Raw genomic sequence first — 24,398 nt, 5'->3', positions numbered from 1 at the left:
ACTCCCACTTAACGCTTTGAAATCATTTTCCATGCTGGTTGAGCGTGGAGAAGCGGCGTGAAGCTGTTCGTCGGGTTGGTTGTGTCGGTTGCGTTGTTCGGGGGCGCGCATGTCCTGTCTGGCGGCGAGGGCCAAAGCACGGCTGTCGAGACCGCCTCCTCGAGCACCTATCGATTGACGGCCAATGGCGACGAAGCCGCCTGCGCCGTGCAGCGCGGAGCTCCGGTCTCGGACGGCCTGTYGCGGCTCGACGTCGCCCCGGACTGCCGCAAGCTGATGCCCGGCATCGAGCGCGTGAGATTCTGGCGCGAGCAGGCGGACGGCTCGGTCGCTTTCAGCGAGAATGGCGTCGATCCGATCGTCACCTTCGAGGTCGCCGATGGCGACGGCTACGAATCCTACGCGCCGGTCGCGCCGCTTCTCGCGCTGAACAGCGACAGCAGCAACTGAATATAAGCGAAGTGTCTATTCCGCTGCGGCCCTGGCACCTGCCTTCGCGGCCGCGTGCAGCCGCACGGCATCGCCGAAGGCCTTGAAGATCTTGGCGGAATTGCTGTCCGACTTCACCCAGTATTCGGGGTGCCACTGCACGCCGACCGCGAAGGCTCGCGCATCCTTGACCGAGACCGCTTCGATCGTGCCGTCGGTGGCCAAGGCCTCGACCTGGAGYCTGGAGCCCAGCAGGTCGATCGCTTGGCGATGCAGGGAATTCACCTTGATCTCGCCGGCGCCGAACACGCCGGCAAGGCAGCTTCCGGGCTTGATCGAAACCGTCTGATGGATGGCGAAGCGCTCCTCCTGATTGTCGCTCACCGGCGCGCGGTGGTCGAGYGAGCCTTCGCGCTCCTGGATTTCGGTGCCCAGCGTGCCGCCCAGCGCGACGTTCAGCTCCTGGATGCCGCGGCAGATCGCAAGCAGCGGCACGCCGCGCTCGATCGCCTTGCGGATAAGCGGCAGCGTGGTGGCGTCCCGCGCCGGGTCGTAGGGCCCGTTGGCCYCACTCGGGTCCCCGCCATAGAGCGAGGGATGCACGTTGGACTTCGACCCGGTGACCATGACGCCGTCGACGGACGACAGCAATTCGTCGAGGTCGAGCCGGTCGCCGAAGGACGGCACCAGGAGCGGGAACACGCCGGCGCCGGCGACCGCCGCCTCCAGATATTGCTGGGGCGCTGCGTGCCAGGTGTAGTTGTCGAACTGGCGGACGTCGGTCGAGATTGCGACGAGCGGCTGCTGCATTTTGGGTTTGGTTTCCATCAGGCCAAGGATTTGTTCTGCCTATAAAATAAGCGATCCGTCGCGGCTTTTCCATGGCAAGTTTCGCCGCCTCGCATGGGCCAGACGAGAGGATGTTAGACTATAGTTGCAGTGGGCCGCTGAATGGCTGCAAGCTTGGCCGGCGGCGCTGGACTCGACTTCTTGCCCGTGTATGTTTCTCCCCCAACCGGTTCGGACACCGAGGATGTCCTGCATCGGTCAGCTGATCCGCAAGGGAGGAAACTTAATGGATCGTCGTTCGTTCATTCGCAAGGCCGGTGCCTCCGGCGTGGGTGCCGCCGCAGCGGCAGCGGCACTCGCCACGCCGGCCATTGCCCAGTCCAACCCGAAAGTGACCTGGCGGCTGGCGTCGTCCTTCCCGAAGTCGCTCGACACGATCTATGGCGGCGCCGAAGTCTTCTCCAAGATGCTGTCGGAAGCGACCGACGGCAATTTCCAGATCCAGGTCTTCGCTTCGGGCGAACTGGTGCCCGGCCTGCAGGCAGCCGACGCCACCGCCGCCGGCACCGTCGAAGCGGCCCATACCGTGGCCTATTATTACTGGGGCAAGGATCCCACCTGGGCGCTCGGTGCGGCCGTGCCCTTCTCGCTCAACGCGCGCGGCATGAACGCCTGGCACTATCATGGCGGCGGCATCGACCTGTTCAACGAATTCCTTGGCACGCAAGGGTTGTACGGCCTGCCGGGCGGCAACACCGGCGTCMAGATGGGCGGCTGGTTCCGCAAGGAAATCAACAGCGTAGCCGATCTCTCCGGCCTCAAGATGCGCATCGGCGGCTTTGCCGGCAAGGTCGTCGAGAAGCTCGGCGTGGTGCCGCAGCAGATCGCCGGCGGCGACATCTACCCGGCGCTGGAAAAGGGCACCATCGACGCCGCCGAATGGGTCGGCCCCTATGACGACGAGAAGCTCGGCTTCTACAAGGTCGCGCCTTATTACTATTATCCCGGCTGGTGGGAAGGCGGCCCGACCGTCCATCTCCTGTTCAACAAGGCGAAATACGAGGAGCTTTCGCCGACCTACAAATCGCTGGTGCGCACCGCGGCGCAGGCCGCGGACGCCAACATGCTGCAGAAATACGACTATGTGAATCCGCCGGCGGTGCGGCGGCTGGTGGCTGGCGGCGCCAAGCTCAGGCCGTTCAGCCAGGAGATCATGGCCGCCTGTTTCGAGAAGGCCAACGAGGTCTATGCCGAGATGGAATCCAACAACGCGCCGTTCAAGAAGATTTGGGAATCGATCAAGGCCTTCCGCAAGGAGCATTATCTCTGGGCTCAGGTGGCCGAATACAATTACGACACCTTCATGATGGTGCAGCAGCGCAACGGCAAGCTGTAGGCTGGGCCTTACCTTCTCCCCTTGWGGGAGAAGGTGGATCGGCGCGCRGCGCCGAGACGGATGAGGGGTGTTGGAAGGAATGAGGCGTTAGCATTCCCTGGAGCACCCCTCATCCGTCGCCTTCGGCGACACCTTCTCCCACAAGGGGAGAAGGAAGATCCGCACTTAGCCTCAACCCGGCACCACCAGAACCTTGACTTCGCCCGGCGCCGGCGGGTTGGCGATCACGTCCGGTGCGTCTTGCAGGCTGACTTGCCTCGAAATCAGCCTGTCGATCTCGATCGCGCCCGAGGCGATCAGCTGCGCCGCCCTTCCATGCGTGAACGGGTTGAGGAAGGAGCCGAGCACCTTCAGCTCGCGAAACAACAGATCGAACGGCTCGATTTCCACCTTCATGCCTTGTGGCACCACGCCGACGATCACCACCGTGCCGCCCGCCCTCGCCATGCGCAGCGATTGCTCGACCGTGTCGCGCACGCCGGCGCATTCCAGCACCACGTCAACGCCGCCCGGCGCCAGGCCATTCGCGCCGGCGACGGCCGCGATTGGGTCGCCGGCGCTAGGATCGATCGTCGCGGTCGCGCCGAGCTCCTTGGCAAGCGCGCGGCGCGAGGCCTGTCGGGTCGACAGGATGATGGTCGCGGCGCCCGCGAGCTTGGCCAACTGAACGACGAGCAGGCCGATGACGCCGCCGCCGAGCACCACCACCGACGCGCCCGGCCGGATCGCGGCAAGGTCGACCCCGTGCAGGCAGCAGGCGAGCGGCTCGCAGAAGGCGCCATGCGTAGGCTTGAGGTTTGCGGGCAGCCGGAAGGCTTGGCTTTGCGGCATCAGCACATAATCGGCGAAGCCGCCGTCGCGGTGGATGCCGATGGCGCTCAGATTGCTGCACAGATTGATGCGGCCGGCATGGCAATGGGCGCAGCGCCCGCAGGCGATGTTGGGATCGCCGGTGACACGGTCGCCTACGGCAATGCCGGACACCGCCGCGCCCACGCCTTCGACGATGCCGCAGAATTCATGGCCGAGCGTCACCGGCGGCGTGCAGGGAAACTCGCCATGGAAAAGGTGCCGGTCGGTGCCGCAGACGCCGCAGGCCTCGATCCGCACCAGGACATCCTCCGGCCCCGGCGAAGGCTTGTCCACCTCGCGAAGCGCGATGCTGCCGATTGCTTCGAGCCGGACTGCTCGCATGGCTGTCACCTCAATTGAAACTCGGCGGCTTCGAAAGGTCGGGCGCCGGCGCCGCCGGCTTGGCAGGCGCGGCATCGCCGAAATTCGGCGGCTGCGACAGGTCGGGCGTGCCGGGCGCGGCAGGTGCGGCGGCGCCATTGGCCGGAGCCGCGCCATTGTCCGCCGGCGGCGTGCCGAGCGGCGACAGCGAAGGCATGTCGGGCAGCTTGAGGTCGATCGTGCTTGGCTCCACCGCGGCGCCCTTGTAGCGCATCACCATCTGCGGGAAGGCGATGGTGAGCCCGATCATGATCACCTGGATGCAGACGAACGGCACGGCGCCCCAATAGATCTGCCCGGTGCTGACCGGCGCGATCTGCTTGCCGGTGATCCTGTCGAGGTAAGGCACGCGGGCCGCGACCGAACGCAGGTAGAACAGCGCGAAACCGAAAGGCGGATGCATSAAGCTGGTCTGCATGTTGACGCCGAGCAGCACGCCGAACCAGATCAGGTCGATGCCGAGCTTGTCGGCGGCCGGCGCCAAGAGCGGCACGATGATGAAGGCGAGCTCGAAGAAATCGAGGAAGAAGGCAAGCACGAAGACCAGGATGTTGACGCCGACAAGGAAGCCGGTCTCGCCGCCGGGCAGCGAGGTCAACAGGTGCTCGACCCAGATATGGCCGTTGACGCCGTAGAAGGTGAGCGAAAAGACGCGCGCGCCGATCAGGATGAACAGCACGAAGGAGGAAAGCCTCGTCGTCGAGGCCAGCGCCTGCTTGATTACGTCGAGCGAAAGCCGCCCCTTCAGCCCTGCCATGATGAGCGCACCCACAGAGCCCATGGCGCCGCCTTCGGTCGGCGTGGCGATGCCGAGGAAGATCGTGCCCAGCACCAGGAAGATCAGCGCCAGCGGCGGGATCAGCACGATCACCACCTGCTGTGCCAGTTTGGACATCATGTTCAGTCCCAGCCGCTGATCGATGATGGCCACGACATAGATGACGATGACGCCGACGGCGAAGCCGAGGATGTCGGCATTGTCGCCCTGCGTCGGCGCAAGATAGCGATAGGCGCCATAGGAGATGGCGCCGGTGACGAGCAGCGCCACGATCAGCGACAGCACRCCGTGGCCGAGCGTGCGGGCCTCCAGCGGCAGCGCCGGCATCGAGTTCGGCCGGACGATCGACATGATCAGGATGTAGAGCATGTAGATGCCGGTCAGCACGAGGCCGGGGATCAGCGCGCCGGCATACATGTCGCCGACCGAGCGTCCGAGCTGGTCGGCAAGCACGATCAGCACCAGCGAAGGCGGGATGATCTGGGCGAGCGTGCCGGAGGCGGCGATGACGCCGGAGGCGACCCTGCGGTCATAGCCGTAGCGCAGCATGATCGGCAGCGAGATCAGTCCCATGGCGATGACGGAGGCCGCCACCACGCCGGTCGTTGCGGCAAGCAGCGCGCCGACGAAGATCACCGCATAGGCAAGCCCGCCGCGTATCGGCCCGAACAGCTGGCCGATCGTGTCGAGCAGGTCCTCGGCCATGCCTGAGCGCTCGAGCACGATGCCCATGAAGGTGAAGAAGGGTATCGCCAGGAGCGTGTCGTTCGACATCACCCTGGTGCCGTAGAAATTGTCCGGCAGCGCGTGCAGCAGCGGCCAGGCAAGGTTGATCGACCCGCCGGAATAGGGCGAGACCAGCACGCCGATGAAGAAGAACAGCAGGCCGTTGGCGGCGAGCGAGAAGGCGACGGGATAGCCGATCAACAGGAAGATGATCAGCGAGGCGAACATGATCGGCGCCATGTTCTGCGCGATGAATTCGATCATGGGCGGGCCTCGCCCGCGATCGCCTTGGCTTCCTCGGCCAGCGCCTTGGCCTCGAGCTCGGCCTGCTCATGCGCCGACACGAAGGGATTGGGATCGTCCATGTCGCCGCGCATGATGGCGATCTTCTTGACGATCTCGGAGACGCCTTGCAGCGCGAGCAGGAAGAAGCCGACCAGCAGGATCGCCTTGGCCGGCCACACGATCAGGCCGCCGGCATTGGTCGACATCTCGCCGCTACGGAAGGACAGCGACACATAGGGCACGAAATAGATCACCATCAGCACGACGAAGGGCATCAGGAAGAAGAGGTGGCCGAGGAGGTCGATCCAGTGCTGCACGCGCCGCGGGAACATGCCGTAGACGATGTCGATGCGGATATGGTCGTTCTGCTTCAGCGTGTAGGCGGCGGCCAGCATGAAGGCGGCGCCGAACAGGTACCATTGCAGCTCCAGCCAGGCATTGGAGGAGGTGTCGAACACCTTGCGGATGACGGCATTGCCGGCGCTCACCAGGATCGCGAGCAGGATCAGCCAGGAGACCCAGCGGCCGATGAACTCGTTGATGCGGTCGATCGTCCTGGATAGAGCGAGCAGCCCTGCCATGCATATCCTCCCTGACCATGCGGCGCGCCCGATTCCCCCTCCGGTGTCGCGCCGCTTGGCCCAACGATATGCAGCGCGTGGTCCGGCAGGTCAACATGACAAAGCCGCGGCAAACGGATCGGCACGCTGGACAGTGGCGGAATACCGCCGCCTGACGATGCGTCATGCAACGAAAGTCTTGGGGGCAACGAAAGTCCGGGGATCAGGCGATCTTGGCCTGGTCGCGCCCGGCGCCGATCAGCACCAGCATGGCGACAAGGAAGAGGTAGATCCAGGCGTCGCGCCATTCGAGCGGGAAGTAGCCGGCCCAAAGCGATTCCGCCATGCCGAAGGCCGCTGCGCCGAGCGCCGCCTTGAGCGGCGACAGATAGCCCCCGACCGCCGTCACGAACAGGATCTTGAGGCCGTAGATCAGCCCGGTGCCGAAGGAGACATTGCCGTAGTAGAGGCCGGCAAGCACGCCGGCCAGGGCGGCGCAGAGGCCGCCGAACAGCACGGCGCGGCGGAACACGGCGCGCACATCGACGCCGCACATCGCCGCCGCTTTCGGGTCGTCGGAGACGGCGCGCCAGGCGCGGCCGAAGCGCGAATGCGAAAACAGCCAAGCTGCCAGCGCCACCAGCGCGATGACCGCCGCGCAGTCGAGCAGCTGGATGACGGTAAGCGTGACCTTGAAGYCGTCGCCCTCGGCGAAAATGACGGGGGTGGCGAGCATCGGCGGCAACCACAGATCATGCGTGTCGGCGGYGATGCGGCTCGCCTCCGACAGGAAGAGCAGGATGCCGAGCGTCGTCACCACGATGGCGTTGGGCGAGCGGTCGGCAAGCCTCTCGAAAACGCTGCGCGACAGGACGTGGCTGATCAGCACCGCATAGAGAATGGCGGCGGCCACGCCGAGCGCCACCGCGGCGGCAAGCGTCAGCCACAGCGCCTGGTAGCCGAAGGCGGCGGTCAGGATCATCGTCTGGCCGCAGAAGGCGAACAGCGCGCCGTAAGCCAGGTTCGTGCGATGCAGGATGCCGTTGGTCAGCACATAGCCGAAGGCGAGCAGCGCATAGAGCGCGCCCGAATGCAGCCCGTTCAGCACCTGCTGGAAGAAATAGAGCATGCGATATCCCGCGGGTCGTGTGACGCGACCTTGRCGAACCGTTGCATTCGGAATCTAACTTGTCAAACACGTTTTATCGGTTAGATTTCTGTCCATGACGGTTTCCTGGACCCCGCACCGCTTCACCGGCGGCATCCTTGCGCTCGATACGGCGAACACCGTCGTGCTGCGCAACGATCCGCAAAAGTCCTTCGACCGCTTCGACGACCCGGCCGAGATCGTCCGCTTCGCCGAGGCGGCGAGCGGTTTTCGCGCGACCGAACTCGGCGGCCGGCGGCTGCGGGCGTCGGAACCGGGCGAGATAAAACCGACCGTCATCTCGATCCGCGAAGCGACCGATCGCCTGTTTCGCCATGCCGTGTCGAACGGCGCGCTCGCGACCAGTCTCCTGCCGGATTTCCTCACGGCCTGCGCCGGTGGACTGTCCGGGAATGCGACCGAGATCGGGATGCCGGGCCAGCCTTTCGGCGATCCGGCAACGCCGATTGCCTTCGAGGCGGCCTTGGCCGTCTCGGCGCTGTCGCTGCTGCAGGGCGAAACGGTGGCGCGGCTTCGGATCTGCCCCAATTGCAGCTGGCTGTTCGTCGACCGCAGCCGCAACGCCAGCCGCTTATGGTGCGACATGGCCGTTTGCGGCAATCGCCAGAAGGCAAACCGCTATTACCGCCGCCGTACGGCAGCGAGGGAGGTTCCCAATGTTTAGGAAATTGTCGCGTTCGGCTCTGGTCGGTGCCGCCCTGGCCGCCGCTGTCGCGCTCGGCGCCTGCCGCGACACCGGCAAGGACCAGCTCTTTGCTATTTCCGGCAAGCTGTTCGAGTTCAACTACCGGCTGGCCATCGCCACCTACGTCATCACGCTGAAGCCGCTGCGGCCGATGGTCGACGGCCAGGTTGCGGTGGTGAGCTTCCAGAACCCGGCCGGCGGCGACCCGCTCGTCGTCAACCAGAAGATCTGGCCGAAGTTGCCCCACATCACGCTGACCAGCCCGCCGCTCTCCTGCGTGGTCAAGGACAAGCCCTATTCCGTCTCGATCCGCATTGAGGATTCGAGCGGCACATTGCTGCAAAGCATCGACACCACCATGACCTCGTCGGAGGACCAGACCATGCTGCCGGACCGGCCGCTGGTGATCGGCCCGAAATACGAGCTCAATCCTGACCTTGCCGGCCACCCGAACGGCAAGCTGCCCGACGAGCAGAAGCCGGATTGCTCGAAAGCGACCTGAAACGCAGGCGTCAAAGCAATCCCAGGAAAAGTGTGAAACGGCTTTCCGCCCGGAATTTTGTCGAACAAAAGCCGCGCCATCGCGAAATTTTTGTTCCTCGCGAAGCGGTTAGCGTGATCTTGCATGCGTCGCCGGCCACTCGCCAGACCGTTTGTTGCGTGTTATCTGGCCCCTGCGATTTTGTTTGACCTCATCGCCAAGGGACGAAAGACTGCGGCGTCCCACTCCGACGTTGGCTGCCTGATTTGGGCCGCCTCCGCAGAGGAAATGCCTGATGACGCTGCACGACGTCGCGCTCGACGACAAGTTCGACCTTGGCAAGGAGCGCGTCTTCCTATCCGGCGCGCAGGCGGTCGTGCGCATGCTTCTGATGCAGCGCGAGCGCGACCGCCGCGCCGGCCTCAACACGGCAGGCTTCGTTTCCGGCTATCGCGGCTCGCCGCTTGGYGGCCTCGACATGCAGCTGTGGCGGGCGAAGAARCAGCTCGCTCAAGCCGATATCGTCTTCCAGCCCGGCCTCAACGAGGAGCTCGCCGCCACCGCCTGCTGGGGTTCGCAGCAGACCGAGTTGCTGGGCGAAGGCACGCATGACGGCGTCTTCTCCGTCTGGTACGGCAAGGGGCCGGGCGTCGACCGGTCCGGCGACGTCTTCCGTCACGCCAATCTTGCCGGYTCGTCGAAACATGGCGGCGTGCTTGCCCTGATGGGCGACGACCACATGGCCGAATCATCGACCAACGCRCATGCCACCGAATTCCTCTTCGTCGACACCATGGTGCCGATCCTCAATCCAGCCGGCGTCCAGGAGATCATCGACTACGGCCTTTACGGCTTTGCCATGTCGCGCTTCGCCGGCACCTGGGYGGCGATCAAATGCGTCAAGGACAACATCGAATCGACGGCCTCGGTCGACGCCTCGATCRAGCGCCTGGGCATCGTCATTCCCGAATTCGACATGYCGCCGGGCGGCCTGAACATCCGCCACGAGATCGACATGCTCGGCCAGGAAGAGCGGCTGCACGAGTATAAGCGCGCCGCCRCTTCCGCCTTCATCCACGCCAATGGCCTCAACCGCATCGTCTATTCCGGCGGCCGCAATCCCAAGCTCGGCGTCATCACCATCGGTAAGAGCTATCTCGACGTCCGCCAGGCGCTGGAGGATATCGGCATCGACGAGCAGGCCGCCAACCGCATCGGCATCCGCCTGTTCAAGGTCGGCTGCCCGTGGCCGCTCGATTTCCAGCACATCGCCGAGTTCGCCCGCGGCCTCGACACCATCGTCGTCGTCGAGGAGAAGCGCTCGCTGATCGAGGTGCAGCTGCGCGAGAACCTCTACGGCACCGCCGTCCAGCCAGTGATCGTCGGAAAGAAGGACGAGCGTGGCGACTGGCTGTTCCCGGCCAAGGGCGCGCTCGATCCGAACGAGATCGCCATCGCGCTCGGCGAGCRCATCCTGCGCACCATCGGCCCGTCGGAAGAGATCGCGGCGCGGGTGGCGAAGCTGCGCCAGTTCCAGGCGATGCTCGCCGACACCGTCGATATCGGCTCGCGCACGCCTTTCTTCTGCTCGGGTTGCCCGCACAATTCCTCGACCAAGGTGCCGGACGGCTCGCTGGCCGCCGCCGGCATCGGCTGCCACTTCATGGCGCTGTGGATGGACAGGAACACTGTCGGCTTCACCGCCATGGGCGGCGAGGGCGCGCAATGGGTCGGCCAGGCGCCGTTCTCGAAGCGCGACCACATCTTCCAGAATCTCGGCGACGGCACCTACAACCATTCCGGCTTGCTGGCGATCCGCTTCGCGCTGTCGAGCCGAGCCAACATCACCTACAAGATCCTTTATAACGACGCCGTGGCGATGACCGGCGGCCAGCCGCATGAGGGCGGCCTCACCGTCGACATGATCGCGAGACAGGTGCGCGCCGAGGGCGTCGACCGTATCGCCGTCGTCACCGACGAGCCTGACAAATATGCCGGCAAGGCGGATTTCCCGGCCGGTATCAGCATTCATCACCGTGACGACCTCGACCTCGTCCAGCGCGAATTGCGCGACGTGAAGGGTGTTTCGGTGCTGATCTACGACCAGACCTGCGCCGCCGAGAAACGCCGGCGCCGCAAGCGCGGCACCTTCCCCGATCCCGACAAGCGCGTCTTCATCAACGAACTGGTCTGCGAAGGCTGCGGCGATTGCGGCGTGCAGTCCAACTGCGTCTCGATCCAGCCGGTCGAGACCGAATTCGGCCGCAAGCGCCGCATCGACCAGTCGAGCTGCAACAAGGATTTCTCCTGCCTCAACGGTTTCTGCCCGTCCTTCGTCACCGTGCATGGCGGCAAGATCAGAAAGGCCGAAGGCATTGCCGGCAGAGCCGATCCTCTCGACGGCGTGCCGGCGCCGGTTGAATTCGGCATGGGCAACCAGGGCTGGGCGGGAATCATCGACGGGGTCGGCGGCACCGGTGTCGTCACCGTCGGCGCGGTGCTCGGCATGGCCGCGCATCTGGAAGGCAAKGGCTGCGGCATGATCGACATGGCCGGCCTCGCCCAGAAGGGCGGCTCGGTCTTCACCCATGTCCGCATCGCCCCGACACCCGAGGACATCCACGCCATTCGCGTTTCGGCCGGCAAGGCCGATCTTGTGCTCGGCTGCGACCTCGTCGTCTCCGGCGCCAAGAAGGTGCTGGGCGCGGTGCGCGAGGGCCACACGATCTTCCTCGCCAACACCGCCGAGATCATGCCCGGTGAATTCACCCGCTCCGCCGACTTCTCGCTGCCGGTCGAGCGGCTGAAGAAGGCGATCCGGGCGGCCGCCGGCGACGACAAGGCGCATTTCTTCGACGCCACCCGCACGGCGACCGCGCTGTTCKGAAATTCGCTCGGCGCCAACATGTTCATGCTTGGCTTCGCCTTTCAGCATGGCGGCCTGCCGCTTTCGGCCGAAGCCGTYGAAAAGGCGATAGAATTGAACGGTGAAGCGGTGGCGATGAATATTGCGGCTTTCCGCTGGGGCCGTCGCGCCGCGCATCAGCCCGATTTCGTGCGCGGCCTGGTCGCCCAGACCGGCAAGCCGGCGTCGAAGCCCGCCGAGACGCTGGACGATGTCATCGCCCGCCGTGTGGCCTTCCTCACCGCCTATCAGAACGCTGCCTACGCCAGGCGCTACGCCGATCGTGTGGCGATGGCGCGCGCCGCCGAAGCCAAGGCCGTGCCAGGCTCGACCGCGGTGACCGAGGCAGCCGCCAGGAACCTCTTCAAGCTGATGGCGATCAAGGACGAGTATGAGGTGGCGCGGCTCTACACCGACGGCACTTTCGCCGCCGACCTCGCCAAGCAGTTCCAGAGCTATGACAAGCTCGAGTTCCATCTCGCGCCGCCGATCCTCGGCCGGCGCACCAATGACGGCAAACCCCGGAAATCGAGTTTCGGCCCGTGGATGATGAAGGGTTTCCGGCTGCTGGCAGCAATGAAGGGCCTGCGCGGAACCGCCTTCGATCTTTTCGGCTACACGGCCGAGCGGCGCATGGAGCGCCAGTCGCTGAGAGACTACGAGGCCGATCTCGACCTGATCGCCAAAGCGTTGGCGCCGGGCAGGGTGGAGGCTGCGACGGCCCTGGCCTCGGTGCCGTCGCTGATCCGCGGCTATGGCCATGTCCGGCAGGCCAGCGCCGCGAAGGCGGCGGGCGAGCGTGCGCGGCTGATCGAGCGTCTGCAAAGACCGCTGGCAAGCGAGGAATTGCAAGCGGCCGAGTGATCGATACGCCTTGTTTACCTGAACGAGCGTTTCATCAGCTTCCGCAACGTCAATCGACTTGGCTRGAAGGCCCGAAAGCTCTCTCTAAAGCTTTCTTAAGGCGAATATGACACTGCTTGGCTCCCAATGATTGGGATTCAGGCGTGAAACTGAGAAAAAAGAGCGAGATCCCGGTCGACGTCTACATCCCGTTCGTGGAAACCTTGTTTCGCGACGGCCTGACGCTTTCCATCGGTTTCTTCGCGCAGACATTGCTGGTCGTCCTGGTCTACTGGAAGACAAAGGACCCAACCTACATAGCTGTTGCAGCTGGACTGCTGACAGTTGCATTCCTGCGCCTGCGCAACATCAGGAAGTACCGCAACGCGCCGTCACCAGCGAACTGGGAGGAGGCACGTCKCCGCGAGAACGATTACATTCTCTACGGTTCCATGCATGGATTCATGCTGGGTGCCTTTTGCTTTGTCGGCATCTATCTGGCGCACGACAACTTCGCAGAAATCGCGGCCGTTTGTGTGACGTTAGCCTCCGCCACCTCGATCGCTGGCCGCAACTACGGCTCGCCCAGGATGGTGATGATCTTCATCATGACCATGACTTGGCCGATCTCACTGGGCTTCATCTTACGCGCCGACCCCTACCATTTCATCCTCGGCCTTTTGTCGGTGCCGTTCCTGTTCGCAATCAAGCGCTTCGCGGATCTTGTCCGCGAGGTGCTTTTTGCGGCCTTGTCGGAAGAGAAGAAGGCCAACCGCCTCGCCCAGCGCTTCAACCGGGCACTCAATACCATGTCGCATGGCCTAGTCATGCTCGGCCCGGATGGGCGCGTCGCGGTGGCCAATGCCGAGGCCGCCCATTTGATGTCGCTGAAGTCGGCCGACTCGCTGCTCGGCCGGTCGATCCACGGTCTTCTGATGCGCGGCGTCGCCGGCGGCATGCTGGCGCCGAAAGACTGCCGCTACATCGAGGCGCAACTGACGCGCGCCCTGCGCGAAGGCCGCGACCGCAAGGTGCTGGTTTCCCTCGCCAACGGCCAGCACTACGAATTCTCGGCCCGCGAAGGCAGCCAGGAACTGGGCGTCATCACTTTCGAGGACGTGACGGCGCGCGTCGAGGCGGAGGAAAAGATCCGCTTCATGGCGCGCTACGACAATCTGACCGGCCTGCCCAACCGCGCCTATTTCCACGAGCTGGTCGGCGAGGCCATGGCCTCCGGCGACCAGGACCGRCTCTGCGGCCTCGCGGTGCTCGATCTCGACGACTTCAAGAGCGTCAACGACACGCTCGGTCATCCGGTCGGCGACGGGTTGATCTATGCCGTGGCCGAGCGCCTCGCCGCGATTGCCGGACCCGGCATCACCGTCAGCCGCTTCGGCGGCGACGAGTTCATGGTCTTCTTCGACCGCGTCGAGGACGAGAGCCACCTCAGCACCCTGCTTGACCAGATCTTCGCGGACCTGCAGGGCGAGGTGGACGTCGCCGGCCACGGCTTGCGCATCCAGGCCAGCGGCGGCGCGGTGCTTTCCAAGGTCAGGGACACCGACGCGGACGCCATGATCGTCAAGGCTGACCTTGCCCTCTACAAGGCCAAGGAGCTCGGCAAGAACAGCTGGCGGCTGTTCGAGGCGGCCATGGATGCCGCTTTCCGCAATCGTCAGCTGATGAAGGCCGATCTGCGCAATGCGGTGCAGGCCAGGGATTTGCGCGTGGTCTATCAGCCCATCGTGGCCGTCAGCACCATGCGCATCGCCAGTTGCGAGGCGCTCTGTCGTTGGGACCATCCCGATCTCGGTCCGATCTCACCMAGTATTTTCATTCCGTTGGCCGAGGAGATGGGCATCATCTCCGACATCAGCACTTTCGTGCTRCATGCGGCCTGCGCGGAGTGCGCCAAATGGCCGGCGCAGACCAGCGTTTCTGTCAATCTCTCGGCAAAGGATTTCCGCAACCGTGACGTGGTCCAGAAGGTACGCGAAGCGCTGGCGGCATCGGGACTTGCGCCGGGACGCCTCGAAATCGAGGTCACCGAGACCGCGCTGCTCGATGACAAGTCGCTGACCAGGCAATATCTCGAGGAATTGAAGCAACTCGGCGTGCGCATAGCGCTCGACGACTTTGGCACCGGCTATTCGAGCCTCAGCTATCTTCACAAGCTGCCGCTCGACAAGATTAAGATCGACCGCTCGTTCCTGATGGACGTCACCCAGAACCGCCGCTCTCTGGAGCTGTTGCGAGGCATCATCAATATGTCCCGGCCACTTGGCCTGTCAGTGACTGTCGAAGGCGTGGAGACCTTTGAGCAACTCAAGATCCTTGCGCTGGAGGTCAACCCGGATCTGGTACAAGGCTTCTTGTTCGGTTCGGCGCTGACTGCCTCTGGTATCGAGACGATGTCAAACACCGTCTGGCCCTTCGCCGAGGAAATCAAGACAGTGGAGAAGGCGGCTCGGCGTTAAATTCTGCCCGCCACGTGCGGCTTTTTAGTACAATTTTACCGATTATTAACCTTAACGCTCGGTAAACAACCTCGATCCGATTTTCATCTTTACATCTGGTGGCCTTGACGTACGGTTGCGATGCGGCTGGTTACGAGGTCAGTAAATGAGTGCGCAGTTGATGGCGCTTCGTCAAAKGGCGGGCGCGGATGGAGTAGATGCGCCAGATCACGCGTCGAATTTCGCTCGCCACGTATACGAAATGCTGGAGCGCACCGAGTATCGYCGATGCGACAAGGGCGAAGATCTCGAGGATATCTACAGGTTACGCTATAAGTCCTACCGCCTGAGCGATATGGTTCCGGAAAATCCCAGCCACATCGTCCATGATGATCTCGACGAAGCGGCCAATTGTTCCAAGTTCGGCATCTATATCGACGGCACGCTGGTCAGCACGCTGCGTATACATCACGCCAGCAGCGCTAYGCCGCAGTCACCATCGACGATGGTGTACGGCGACATACTGCGTCCGATGCTGGCGGCGGGTGYRCATTTCGTTGACCYGAGCCGTTTTGCGGCCGACCMGGAATGGTCGCGTGTTTATCCGCTGATTCCCTATCTGACGCTGAGGCTCGCCGGCATGGCCTGCTTCTATTTTGAAGCGCCCTATTGTCTTTCGACCATTCGGCCTGAGCATGCCGGCTTTTACCGCCGCATCTATTGCTCCGAGCAGATCGGTGAGACACGTGATTATCCGGGGCTAAACTACCAGGTAGTGCTTTATCGCGCCAATGTCGCGGCCATCCGTCAGCGGTCTTTCTCGCGCTTCCCCTTCTTCCGCTCCACGCCGATGGAGCAGCGCATGCTGTTCGAGGTGCCCAGTGCCGGGGAGCTTGCGCCGCTGACCATCCTGCCGACGGCCAAATATTATCACGAGGCGGCCTGACGCTTCRCTGGGCCGGCGGAGCTTTTTCACGCCATTCGCGTTGAGGTGGTCGAATGACCTTGGAGCAACGCGAAGAGGATCTCCGCATGACCATCCACTCGCTCGCGCTGACGCCGCTGATCTCGCTGATCGCCGGCGTGCTGATCCTGGTGATGCCGCGGCTCCTCAACTACATCGTCGCGCTTTACCTGATCGTCGTCGGCCTGCTCGGCCTTTTTCCCCATCTCGCCGGCTGAAATCCCCCCTCGCGGCGCGGACGAAGGCATGGCGTTCAATTTCAACTTTCGTTTGAGGCTGTTGTCGCAGGCCGTGCGGCAATAGCGCCATTGCTCTTGGTTCGGCTTTTCGCTATGTGCCTCACAGGCATTTTCGAAGGGGTACTTCCATGGCAGATCACTCGCCGACCGGTCCTGTCGAGCTTGGCGCGCAGATGGACTATGCCGAGCACGAGCGTACCTACAAGGCCTTTCTCGGCCTGGCCAAATACGGCTCGCTGGTGTGTGCCGCCATTCTTATTGCGATGGCCTTCGGCTTCTTCGTCGGCGGCTTCTTCTCGGGGACCATCCTGTTCATCCTGATCATGGCCATCGGCGCCCTCATTCTGCGGTAGATTTCCCAAGCCAATTGCACTTGACGTCACCGGACGTCCCGGCTGACGCTTTGCGCAATCAAGGTTCCAGCCGAAAGGATCATCCGGTGGGACAAATCGTATTCAYCCCTCGTGAGGTTGACCCGAACGAGCCGCGCGTCGCGGCCTCGCCCGAGACGGTCAAGCGTCTGGCGGGTCTAGGCTTCGACGTGATCGTCGAGAAGGGCGCCGRCCTCGGCTCCCGCATCCCCGACCAGGATTTCACCGCTGCCGGCGGCGCGATCGGGACGGCGGTCGACGCCAAAAAGGCAGATGTCGTGCTGAAAGTGCGCCGTCCGACGGATGCGGAGCTGAAGGGCTACAAGTCGGGCGCCGCCGTCATCGCTATCATGGACCCCTATGGCAACGATGCGGCGGTGGCGGCGATGGCCAAGGCCGGGATCACCGCCTTTTCCATGGAGTTCATGCCGCGCATCACCCGCGCGCAGGTCATGGACGTGCTGTCGTCGCAAGCCAATCTCGCTGGCTACCAGGCCGTGATCGACGCGGCGGGCGAATATGACCGCGCGCTGCCGATGATGATGACCGCCGCGGGCACGGTGCCGGCCGCCAAGACCTTCATCATGGGCGTCGGCGTCGCCGGCCTGCAGGCGATCGCCACCGCGCGCCGCCTCGGCGCGATCGTCACCGCCACCGACGTGCGCCCGGCGGTGAAAGAGCAGGTGCAGTCGCTCGGCGCCAAGTTCCTGGCGGTCGAGGACGAGGAGTTCAAGGCCGCCGAGACGGCCGGCGGCTACGCCAAGGAGATGTCGAAGGAATATCAGGCCAAGCAGGCGGCGCTGACTGCCGAGCACATCGCCAAGCAGGACATCGTCATCACCACCGCGCTTATCCCCGGCCGCCCGGCGCCGAAGCTGGTGTCGGCGGCCATGGTCGCCTCGATGAAGCCGGGTTCGGTGATCGTCGACCTTGYGGTCGAGCGCGGCGGCAATGTCGAGGGCGCGGTGCCGGGTAAGGTCGTGACCACCGAGAACGGCGTCAAGATCGTCGGCCATCTCAACGTGCCGGGTCGTGTCGCGGCATCCGCCTCGCTGCTCTATGCCAAGAACCTCTACGCCTTCCTCGAGACCATGGTCGACAAGACGACCAAGACGCTTGCCATCAAGCGCGACGACGAACTGGTCAAGGCGACGATGCTGACCGATGCTGGCCAAGTCGTGCATCCTGCCTTCGCCAAGGCGGCGGAAGAGCCGCGCACCGAGCCGGCGGCCATTCCGGCGACGACCATGGTTGCCGATGYCGCCGACGCGAAGCCGGCTACGAAGAAGAAGTCCGCAGCCAAGCCTAAGGGGACCGCGTGATGGACGCCTTGCAGAAAGCTCTCGATCAGCTCGATCAGGCGACCGCCGCCGTACGGCTCGCGGTTCAGGATCTCGCCAACAACGCGCCGGGCGCGGCCGATGCCGCTGGCGGCGCGGCGCACGCGCTCTCGGGCGGCGCCATCGATCCCTTCGTCTTCCGCTTCGCCATCTTCGTGCTGGCGATCTTCGTCGGCTATTATGTCGTCTGGTCGGTGACGCCGGCGCTGCACACACCGCTGATGGCCGTCACCAATGCAATCTCTTCCGTGATCGTCGTCGGCGCRCTGCTCGCGGTCGGCATCGCGGCTTCCGGCCTTGCGGCGGGCTTCGGCTTCGTCGCGCTGGTGCTGGTCTCGGTCAATATCTTCGGCGGCTTCCTGGTCACCCAGCGCATGCTTGCCATGTACAAGAAGAAGGAAAAGTGACGTGACCGTCAATCTCGCTTCCTTCCTCTATCTCGTCTCCGGCATCCTGTTCATCCTGGCGCTGCGCGGCCTATCGCATCCGACCACCAGCCGCCAGGGCAATCTCTACGGCATGATCGGCATGGGCATCGCCATCGTCACCACGCTGGCGCTGGCAACCCCGTCGGCCGGCCGCTTCGGCCTGATCGTGCTCRGTCTCGCCATCGGCGGCGGCATCGGCGCGGTCACCRCGCGCCGCATCGCCATGACCTCGATGCCGCAGCTCGTCGCCGCCTTCCACTCGCTCGTCGGCTTCGYCGCGGTCATGGTCGCGGCCGCCGCGATCTACGCACCGGAAAGCTTCGGCATCGGCACGGCGGGCGACATCCATGCCCAGGCGCTGGTCGAGATGAGCTTGGGCGTGGCCATCGGCGCCATCACCTTCACCGGCTCGGTCATCGCCTTTCTGAAGCTCGACGGCCGCATGTCCGGCAAGCCGATCATGATCGGCGGCCGCCACCTCATCAACATCGTCCTCGGCGTCGCCCTGGTGGTGCTGATCGTGCTTCTGGTCACCACCGAATCCAAGCTTATCTTCTGGTTGATCGTCGCCGCCTCGCTGGTGCTGGGCGTGCTCTTGATCATCCCGATCGGCGGCGCCGACATGCCGGTCGTGGTGTCGATGCTGAATTCCTACTCGGGCTGGGCGGCGGCGGCGCTTGGCTTCACCCTCGGCAATCTGGCGCTGATCATCACCGGCGCGCTGGTCGGCTCGTCGGGTGCGATCCTGTCCTACATCATGTGCAAGGGCATGAACCGCTCGTTCATCTCGGTCATTCTCGGCGGCTTCGGGGGCGAGACGGCGGCAGCAAGCGACGACGGCATCGAGCGCACCGTCAAGCAGGGCTCGGCCGACGACGCCGCTTACCTGATGATGAACGCGCAGAAGGTCATCATCGTGCCAGGCTACGGCATGGCGGTCGCCCAGGCGCAGCATGCGCTACGTGAGATGGCCGACAAGCTCAAGGCCAACGGCGTCGAAGTGAAATACGCCATCCATCCGGTGGCCGGCCGCATGCCCGGCCACATGAACGTCCTTTTGGCGGAGGCGAACGTCCCTTACGATGAAGTGTTCGAGCTCGAGGACATCAACTCCGAATTCGCGCAGGCCGACGTCGCCTATGTCATCGGCGCCAACGACGTCACCAACCCGTCCGCGCGCGACGACAAGTCCTCGCCGATCTACGGCATGCCGATCCTCGACGTCGACAAGGCCCGCACCTGCCTCTTCGTCAAGCGCTCGCTCGGCTCCGGCTATGCCGGCATCGACAACACGCTGTTCTACAAGGACGGCACCATGATGCTGCTCGGCGACGCCAAGAAGATGACCGAGGAAATCGTCAAGGCGATGGATCACTGATCCAGCCCCAGTTCCTGCAATAGAAAAGCCCGCTCGATGCGGGCTTTTTTATTTGCGGAAACTGTCGGCCAGGCCGCGCTCAGATATCCAGGTTAGCCACCGACAGCGCGTTGTCCTGGATGAACTCGCGCCGCGGCTCCACCTCGTCGCCCATCAGTCGCGAGAACAGCGAGTCGGCGTCGGTCGCGTCGTTGACCTTGACTTGCAGCAGCGAGCGCACATTCGGGTCCAGCGTGGTTTCCCACAGCTGCTCGGCATTCATCTCGCCGAGGCCCTTGTAGCGCTGCATGGTGAGGCCCTTGCGGCCGGAAGCGAACACCGCGTTGAGCAGCGCCAACGGCCCCGAAAGCAGCTCCGAGGCTTCCTTGCGGCGCAAGCTGGGCTGTTCGCCATAGACTTCCGAAAGCCGCGGCGCATAGCGGTCGAGCTGGCGCGCATCGGCCGAATTGATCAATCCGGCATCGAGCTGCACCACATCCTTCACGCCGCGCACGGTGCGCTCGAAGACATAGCCGCCCGAGCTGTCATTGGAAGTCGAAAGCCGTCCGGTCCAGCCGCGCTCGGTCTCCTCTGCGATCATGTCCAGCCGCTTCGCGACACGCTCGGCCATCGCGGTGGCGCGGCCGAGATCGGCAAGCACGTCGGCGTTGAGCGCGCCGGCGATTGCGGCCTGTTCGACGACGTCGCGGTTGTAGCGYGTATGYAGCCCGTTGATCAGCTGGCGCACCGCCAGCGCGTCGTCGACGGAGGCGCGCAGGTCCWGCCCGACCCGCACCTCGCCGGAGGCAAGCACCAGCGAAGCCTCGTCCAGTCCTGACTCGATCAGGTATTCCTCATAGGCGCTCTCGTCCTTGAGATATTGCGAGCTCTTGCCCCGTGTCACTTTGTAAAGCGGCGGCTGGGCGATGTAGAGATGGCCGCGTTCGATCAGCTCCGRCATCTGCCGGAAGAAGAAGGTGAGCAAGAGCGTGCGGATGTGGGCGCCGTCGACGTCGGCGTCGGTCATCAGGATGATCTTGTGGTAGCGCAGCTTGTCGGCGTTGAATTCGTCCTTGCCGATCGAGGTGCCGAGCGCGGTGATCAGCGTGCCGATCATGTCGGAGGAGAGCATGCGGTCGAAGCGGGCGCGCTCCACGTTCAGGATCTTGCCGCGCAGCGGCAGGATCGCCTGGTTCTGGCGCGAGCGTCCGCCCTTGGCTGAGCCACCGGCCGAGTCACCCTCGACGATGAAGATTTCCGACTTCGCCGGATCGCGCTCCTGRCAGTCCGCGAGCTTGCCGGGCAGCGAGGTGACGCCGAGCGTGCTCTTGCGCGTGATGTCGCGCGCCTTGCGCGCGGCCTCGCGCGCGGCGGCCGCCTGGATCACCTTCTCGACCACGACCCTGCCTTCGCTCGGATGCTCTTCGAGCCAGGTGCCCAGCGCCTCGTTGACCAGGCTCTCCACCACCGGACGCACCTCGGAGGAGACCAGCTTGTCCTTGGTCTGCGAGGAGAATTTCGGGTCCGGCACCTTGACCGAGAGCACCGCGGTCAGGCCTTCGCGGCAGTCGTCGCCGGTCAGCGAGACCYTTTCCTTCTTGGTCTGACCCGACGATTCGCCATAGCCGGTGATCTGCCTGGTCAGCGCCGCGCGGAAGCCCGCCAGATGCGTGCCGCCGTCGCGCTGCGGGATGTTGTTGGTGAAGGCCAGCACGTTCTCGTGGTAGCTGTCGTTCCACCACATCGCGACTTCGACGGTGATGCCGTCGCGCTCGGCGCGGATGGYGATCGGCGCCTCGATCAGCGGCTTCTTCACCCGGTCGAGATATTTGACGAACTCTTCCAGGCCGCCGTCATAGTGCAATTCATGGCGCACGAGATCGGCATGGCGCGCGTCGGTCAGGATGATGCGCACGCCGGAATTGAGGAAGGCAAGCTCGCGCAGGCGATGCTCCAGCGTGCCGAAATCGAATTCGATCATGCTGAAGGTCTCGGCCGACGGGAAGAAGGTGATCTCGCTGCCGCTACGGCCCTCATAGGTGCCGGGCTGCTTGTCCTGCACATAGGTGCCGGTGACCTTAAGYGGCGCGTCGGCATTGCCATGCGTGAAGCTCATCTCGAAGATTTCGCCGTTGCGGCGGATCTTGAGCCTTAGCCAGGCGGAAAGCGCGTTGACCACCGAGACGCCAACGCCGTGCAGGCCGCCGGAGACCTTATAAGAGTTCTGGTCGAATTTGCCGCCGGCATGYAGCTGCGTCATGATCACTTCGGCCRCCGAAACGCCCTCCGAGGGGTGGATATCGGTCGGAATCCCGCGGCCATTGTCGATGACTGTCACCGAACCGTCGGGGTTGAGCGTCACCGAGACGAGGTCGGCGTGGCCGGCCAGYGCCTCGTCGATGGCGTTGTCCACCACCTCATAGACCATGTGATGCAGGCCCGAGCCGTCATCGGTGTCGCCGATATACATGCCCGGACGCTTGCGGACAGCATCCAACCCCTTCAAAACCTTAATGGAATCGGCGCCGTACTCGGCTTCCACGCCAATGGCGCTTTCGGTCTGGTCGCTCATGAATACCTGTCTGATTGATGTCGATGGTCCGGCGCGGAAAAATGGCCGCGAATCGCGCCGTTTTGATGTCCTAGATATAGGCGCAAACGGTTGCTTTTCCAAGGTTTGCGGCCATTTTGCCGGCTTGGCGAGCGGTCTYTCCACGCCGGCGCGAGATGCTGGCCTGTTGAGGCGGGGATTCGATCGCGAAAGCCGCGCCGAAACGCGGCCTCGCAAGTGCAGTCGAGGAGGATTCCGTGCCTATGCGGCGGCCCGCAATGCCTTCAGCGCCTCGCTCCAGCGGGACAGTTCGTCGAGCATGGTCTTGGCGCCTCCCTGCACCTGCTCGCTCGGGTGAAAGGCGCGGTCCTGGTCGAGCAGCGTCGCATAGGCCGGCAGCGCCACGCCTTCGGGGATCGGCATGACGCCGACGGAGGTGAGYAGCGGCTTCAGCGATTGYGCCGCGCGCAGGCCGCCGGACACGCCGCCATAGCTGAAGATCGCGGCCGGCTTGTAGCGCCATTCATGGACCAGATAGTCGATCGCGTTCACGATCGCCGGCGCCACGAAATAGTTATACTCCGGGGCGACGAACACGAAGGCGTCGGCGGCATCGATCGCCTTCGACCAGGCCTTGGTGTGGTCGTTCTCGTATTTACGCAGGCGCGGATGGTGYGGCTCGTCGAGCATCGGCAGGTTGAACGCCGCGATGTCGGTCAGCACCGGCTCGAACTTGCCGTGCTCGCGCGCGAAGCCTTCCAGCCATTCGCCGAAAATCGGCCCGGCGCGTCCCGGCCGCGTGCTGCCGATGATGATGTCCAGACGATGCTTCACGGGGAACTCCTTGCTTGGCGGTATCCGTTGGTGACTAACGTAAGGTTCCGCCGGCAACAAGCAGCTACCGGCTGATGTCGGTCACATTCCGGCGACATGTGGCGACCGCGCGCTGCCGTCCGGCCACATGGACGCCGGTCTCGTCGGGCACTACATTCGGCGCTGACAGCGGAGCATGCTTCATGGACACCAAGCCCGCCCCCTTCGTGCCGCCGGCGCCTACGCCGCGCACAAAGCCGCCTTCGACGCTGGAGATGATGCGCATCGTCTACCGCAATCCGCTCGAGCTGTGGGGCGAGCACACCTACAACGAGCCCTGGATCTCGGTGACCGGCATCGGCGGCCCGCTGGTGATCGCCAACGATCCTGGTCTGATCCGCCATGTGCTGATCGATAATGCCAAAAACTACAAGATGGCGACGGTGCGCCAGCTGATCCTGCGCCCGATCCTGCGCGACGGGCTGCTGACCGCCGAGGGCGAGGTCTGGAAGCGATCGCGCAAGGCGATGGYGCCGGTATTTACGCCGCGCCACATCTTCGGTTTCGCCGAGCCGATGCTGAAGCGCACGCTGGAGTTCGTCACCCGCTACGAGGCCGGCGGTACGACCGATGTCGCYCACGACATGACGCTGCTCACCTATGACATCCTGGCCGAGACGCTGTTCTCCGGGGAGATCGCCGGCGAGCAGGGCAGTTTCGCCACGGAGATCGACCGCCTGTTCGAGACCATGGGCCGCGTCGATCCGCTCGACCTTCTGCGCGCGCCGGAATGGCTGCCGCGCCTGACCCGCATACGCGGYCGCAAGACCATGGCCTATTTCCGCGACATCGTCGCCGGCACGGTGAGGATGYGCGAAGAGCGGATGAAGCGCGATCCGGGTGGCGTGCCGCAGGATTTCCTCACGCTTCTGCTGCGCGCTGAGGGGCCGGATGGGCTGACCCGCGCCGAGGTCGAGGACAACATCATCACCTTCATCGGCGCCGGCCATGAGACGACCGCGCGGGCGCTGGGCTGGACGATCTATTGCCTGGCCGAAGCGCCCTGGGAGCGCGACAAGGTCGAGCAGGAGATCGACGCCGTGCTGGCGCGCGAGCCCGATCCGACGAAGTGGCTGGATGCCATGCCGCTTACCCGCGCCGCGTTCGAGGAAGCGCTGCGGCTCTACCCGCCGGCGCCCTCGATCAACCGCGAGCCGATCGAGCCGGAGACCTGGAACGGTCTCTACATTCCGAAATACGCCGCCGTGCTGGTGATGCCCTGGGTCGTGCATCGCCACCGCAAACTATGGGACAGGCCGGACGCTTTCCTGCCCGAACGCTTCCATCCGGAAAACCGCGACAGGATCGACCGCTTCCAGTACCTGCCCTTCGGCGCCGGCCCGCGTGTCTGCATCGGCGCCAGCTTCGCCATGCAGGAGGCGATCATCGCGCTGGCGATCCTGTTGTCGCGCTTCCGCTTCGACGCGACGTCCGAGACGCGGCCATGGCCGGTGCAGAAGCTCACCACGCAGCCGCAGGGCGGCCTGCCGATGCAGGTCTCCCGGCGGGCGTAATCAATGCATGTCGCCCAGAAGTGTGCA

General features: G+C 64.3%; 20 protein-coding genes. 13 read left to right on the top strand and 7 right to left on the bottom strand.

The window, feature by feature from the left end; translation table 11 throughout:
• Nucleotides 1–57: 57 nt before the first annotated feature.
• Nucleotides 58–450, top strand: a complete 393-nt coding sequence (locus LCM4576_RS33415; protein WP_071036526.1) for a hypothetical protein — start codon at nucleotides 58–60, stop codon at nucleotides 448–450.
• A gap of 15 nt (nucleotides 451–465) precedes the next feature.
• Here the strand turns inward: LCM4576_RS33415 and LCM4576_RS33410 are convergent, their stop codons facing one another.
• Nucleotides 466–1,239: a gamma-glutamyl-gamma-aminobutyrate hydrolase family protein gene (locus LCM4576_RS33410; RefSeq protein WP_071036802.1), complete on the bottom strand. Its 774-nt coding sequence runs from the start codon at nucleotides 1,237–1,239 to the stop codon at nucleotides 466–468.
• Nucleotides 1,240–1,504: 265 nt separating this feature from the next.
• On the opposite strand from LCM4576_RS33410, the gene LCM4576_RS33405 reads away from it, so the two are divergent.
• Entirely contained in the window at nucleotides 1,505–2,614 is a 1,110-nt protein-coding gene (locus LCM4576_RS33405) for a TRAP transporter substrate-binding protein (protein ID WP_071036525.1), read from the top strand.
• Between the two features lie 171 nt (nucleotides 2,615–2,785).
• Here LCM4576_RS33405 and LCM4576_RS33400 read toward each other — a convergent pair whose 3' ends face one another.
• From LCM4576_RS33400 to LCM4576_RS33385, 4 genes are all read right to left on the bottom strand, one after another.
• Nucleotides 2,786–3,808, bottom strand: a complete 1,023-nt coding sequence (locus tag LCM4576_RS33400; RefSeq protein WP_071036524.1) for a zinc-dependent alcohol dehydrogenase family protein — start codon at nucleotides 3,806–3,808, stop codon at nucleotides 2,786–2,788.
• 10 nt (nucleotides 3,809–3,818) lie between these two features.
• Nucleotides 3,819–5,615, bottom strand: coding sequence for a TRAP transporter large permease subunit (locus tag LCM4576_RS33395; RefSeq protein WP_071036523.1), 1,797 nt, complete (start codon nucleotides 5,613–5,615; stop codon nucleotides 3,819–3,821).
• Nucleotides 5,612–6,217, bottom strand: a complete 606-nt coding sequence (locus LCM4576_RS33390; protein ID WP_071036522.1) for a TRAP transporter small permease subunit — start codon at nucleotides 6,215–6,217, stop codon at nucleotides 5,612–5,614. Before LCM4576_RS33390 ends, LCM4576_RS33395 begins: the two co-directional genes overlap by 4 nt.
• A 202-nt stretch (nucleotides 6,218–6,419) precedes the next feature.
• Complete coding sequence (locus tag LCM4576_RS33385; RefSeq protein WP_071036521.1) at nucleotides 6,420–7,325, bottom strand: branched-chain amino acid ABC transporter permease; 906 nt, start codon at nucleotides 7,323–7,325, stop codon at nucleotides 6,420–6,422.
• Nucleotides 7,326–7,419: 94 nt separating this feature from the next.
• Here LCM4576_RS33385 and LCM4576_RS33380 point away from each other — a divergent pair, with 94 nt between their 5' ends.
• The 10 genes from LCM4576_RS33380 to LCM4576_RS33335 all read left to right on the top strand — a co-directional run bounded on the left by LCM4576_RS33380 (nucleotide 7,420) and on the right by LCM4576_RS33335 (nucleotide 19,454).
• Entirely contained in the window at nucleotides 7,420–8,028 is a 609-nt protein-coding gene (locus LCM4576_RS33380) for a CGNR zinc finger domain-containing protein (RefSeq protein ID WP_071036520.1), read from the top strand.
• Nucleotides 8,021–8,551, top strand: coding sequence for a hypothetical protein (locus tag LCM4576_RS33375; protein WP_071036519.1), 531 nt, complete (start codon nucleotides 8,021–8,023; stop codon nucleotides 8,549–8,551). Before LCM4576_RS33380 ends, LCM4576_RS33375 begins: the two co-directional genes overlap by 8 nt.
• Before the next feature lie 274 nt (nucleotides 8,552–8,825).
• Nucleotides 8,826–12,299, top strand: a complete 3,474-nt coding sequence (locus LCM4576_RS33370; protein ID WP_071036518.1) for an indolepyruvate ferredoxin oxidoreductase family protein — start codon at nucleotides 8,826–8,828, stop codon at nucleotides 12,297–12,299.
• Between the two features lie 143 nt (nucleotides 12,300–12,442).
• The gene (locus LCM4576_RS33365; protein ID WP_071036517.1) at nucleotides 12,443–14,755 is read left to right on the top strand and encodes a bifunctional diguanylate cyclase/phosphodiesterase; all 2,313 of its coding nucleotides are present in this window, start codon (nucleotides 12,443–12,445) and stop codon (nucleotides 14,753–14,755) included.
• Between the two features lie 145 nt (nucleotides 14,756–14,900).
• On the top strand, nucleotides 14,901–15,680 hold the full coding sequence (locus LCM4576_RS33360) for an N-acyl amino acid synthase FeeM domain-containing protein (protein WP_071036516.1): 780 nt from the start codon (nucleotides 14,901–14,903) through the stop codon (nucleotides 15,678–15,680).
• Nucleotides 15,681–15,766: 86 nt separating this feature from the next.
• Complete coding sequence (locus LCM4576_RS33355) at nucleotides 15,767–15,916, top strand: DUF3096 domain-containing protein (protein WP_023729728.1); 150 nt, start codon at nucleotides 15,767–15,769, stop codon at nucleotides 15,914–15,916.
• Between the two features lie 149 nt (nucleotides 15,917–16,065).
• Nucleotides 16,066–16,290, top strand: coding sequence for an aa3-type cytochrome c oxidase subunit IV (locus LCM4576_RS33350; RefSeq protein ID WP_071036515.1), 225 nt, complete (start codon nucleotides 16,066–16,068; stop codon nucleotides 16,288–16,290).
• Nucleotides 16,291–16,376: 86 nt separating this feature from the next.
• The gene (locus tag LCM4576_RS33345; protein ID WP_071036514.1) at nucleotides 16,377–17,630 is read left to right on the top strand and encodes a Re/Si-specific NAD(P)(+) transhydrogenase subunit alpha; all 1,254 of its coding nucleotides are present in this window, start codon (nucleotides 16,377–16,379) and stop codon (nucleotides 17,628–17,630) included.
• Complete coding sequence (locus LCM4576_RS33340) at nucleotides 17,630–18,055, top strand: proton-translocating transhydrogenase family protein (RefSeq protein ID WP_041000216.1); 426 nt, start codon at nucleotides 17,630–17,632, stop codon at nucleotides 18,053–18,055. The genes LCM4576_RS33345 and LCM4576_RS33340 overlap by 1 nt, the downstream gene beginning before the upstream one ends.
• Before the next feature lies 1 nt (nucleotide 18,056).
• Nucleotides 18,057–19,454 carry an NAD(P)(+) transhydrogenase (Re/Si-specific) subunit beta gene (locus tag LCM4576_RS33335; RefSeq protein ID WP_071036513.1) on the top strand — a complete coding sequence of 466 codons (1,398 nt, stop codon included), beginning with the start codon at nucleotides 18,057–18,059 and terminating at the stop codon, nucleotides 19,452–19,454.
• A gap of 79 nt (nucleotides 19,455–19,533) precedes the next feature.
• On the opposite strand, the gene gyrB is transcribed toward LCM4576_RS33335, so the two are convergent.
• Both gyrB and LCM4576_RS33325 read right to left on the bottom strand, forming a co-directional pair.
• Nucleotides 19,534–22,005 (bottom strand): DNA topoisomerase (ATP-hydrolyzing) subunit B, encoded by a 2,472-nt coding sequence (gene gyrB, locus LCM4576_RS33330; protein WP_071036512.1) that lies wholly within the window; start codon nucleotides 22,003–22,005, stop codon nucleotides 19,534–19,536.
• A 240-nt stretch (nucleotides 22,006–22,245) separates the two neighbouring features.
• A complete protein-coding gene (locus tag LCM4576_RS33325) occupies nucleotides 22,246–22,818 on the bottom strand; it encodes an NADPH-dependent FMN reductase (RefSeq protein WP_071036511.1) in 573 nt (190 codons plus the stop codon).
• Between the two features lie 182 nt (nucleotides 22,819–23,000).
• Between LCM4576_RS33325 and LCM4576_RS33320 the strand changes: the two genes are divergently transcribed.
• On the top strand, nucleotides 23,001–24,371 hold the full coding sequence (locus tag LCM4576_RS33320; RefSeq protein WP_071036510.1) for a cytochrome P450: 1,371 nt from the start codon (nucleotides 23,001–23,003) through the stop codon (nucleotides 24,369–24,371).
• Nucleotides 24,372–24,398 lie beyond the last annotated feature (27 nt).

The organism is Mesorhizobium sp. LCM 4576, assembly GCF_001854815.1.
In the GTDB taxonomy this organism is placed as follows: Bacteria; Pseudomonadota; Alphaproteobacteria; order Rhizobiales; family Rhizobiaceae; genus Mesorhizobium; species Mesorhizobium plurifarium.
Note: the sequence above shows the minus strand (reverse complement) of the source record. Positions and strands in the feature narration are given on the sequence as shown.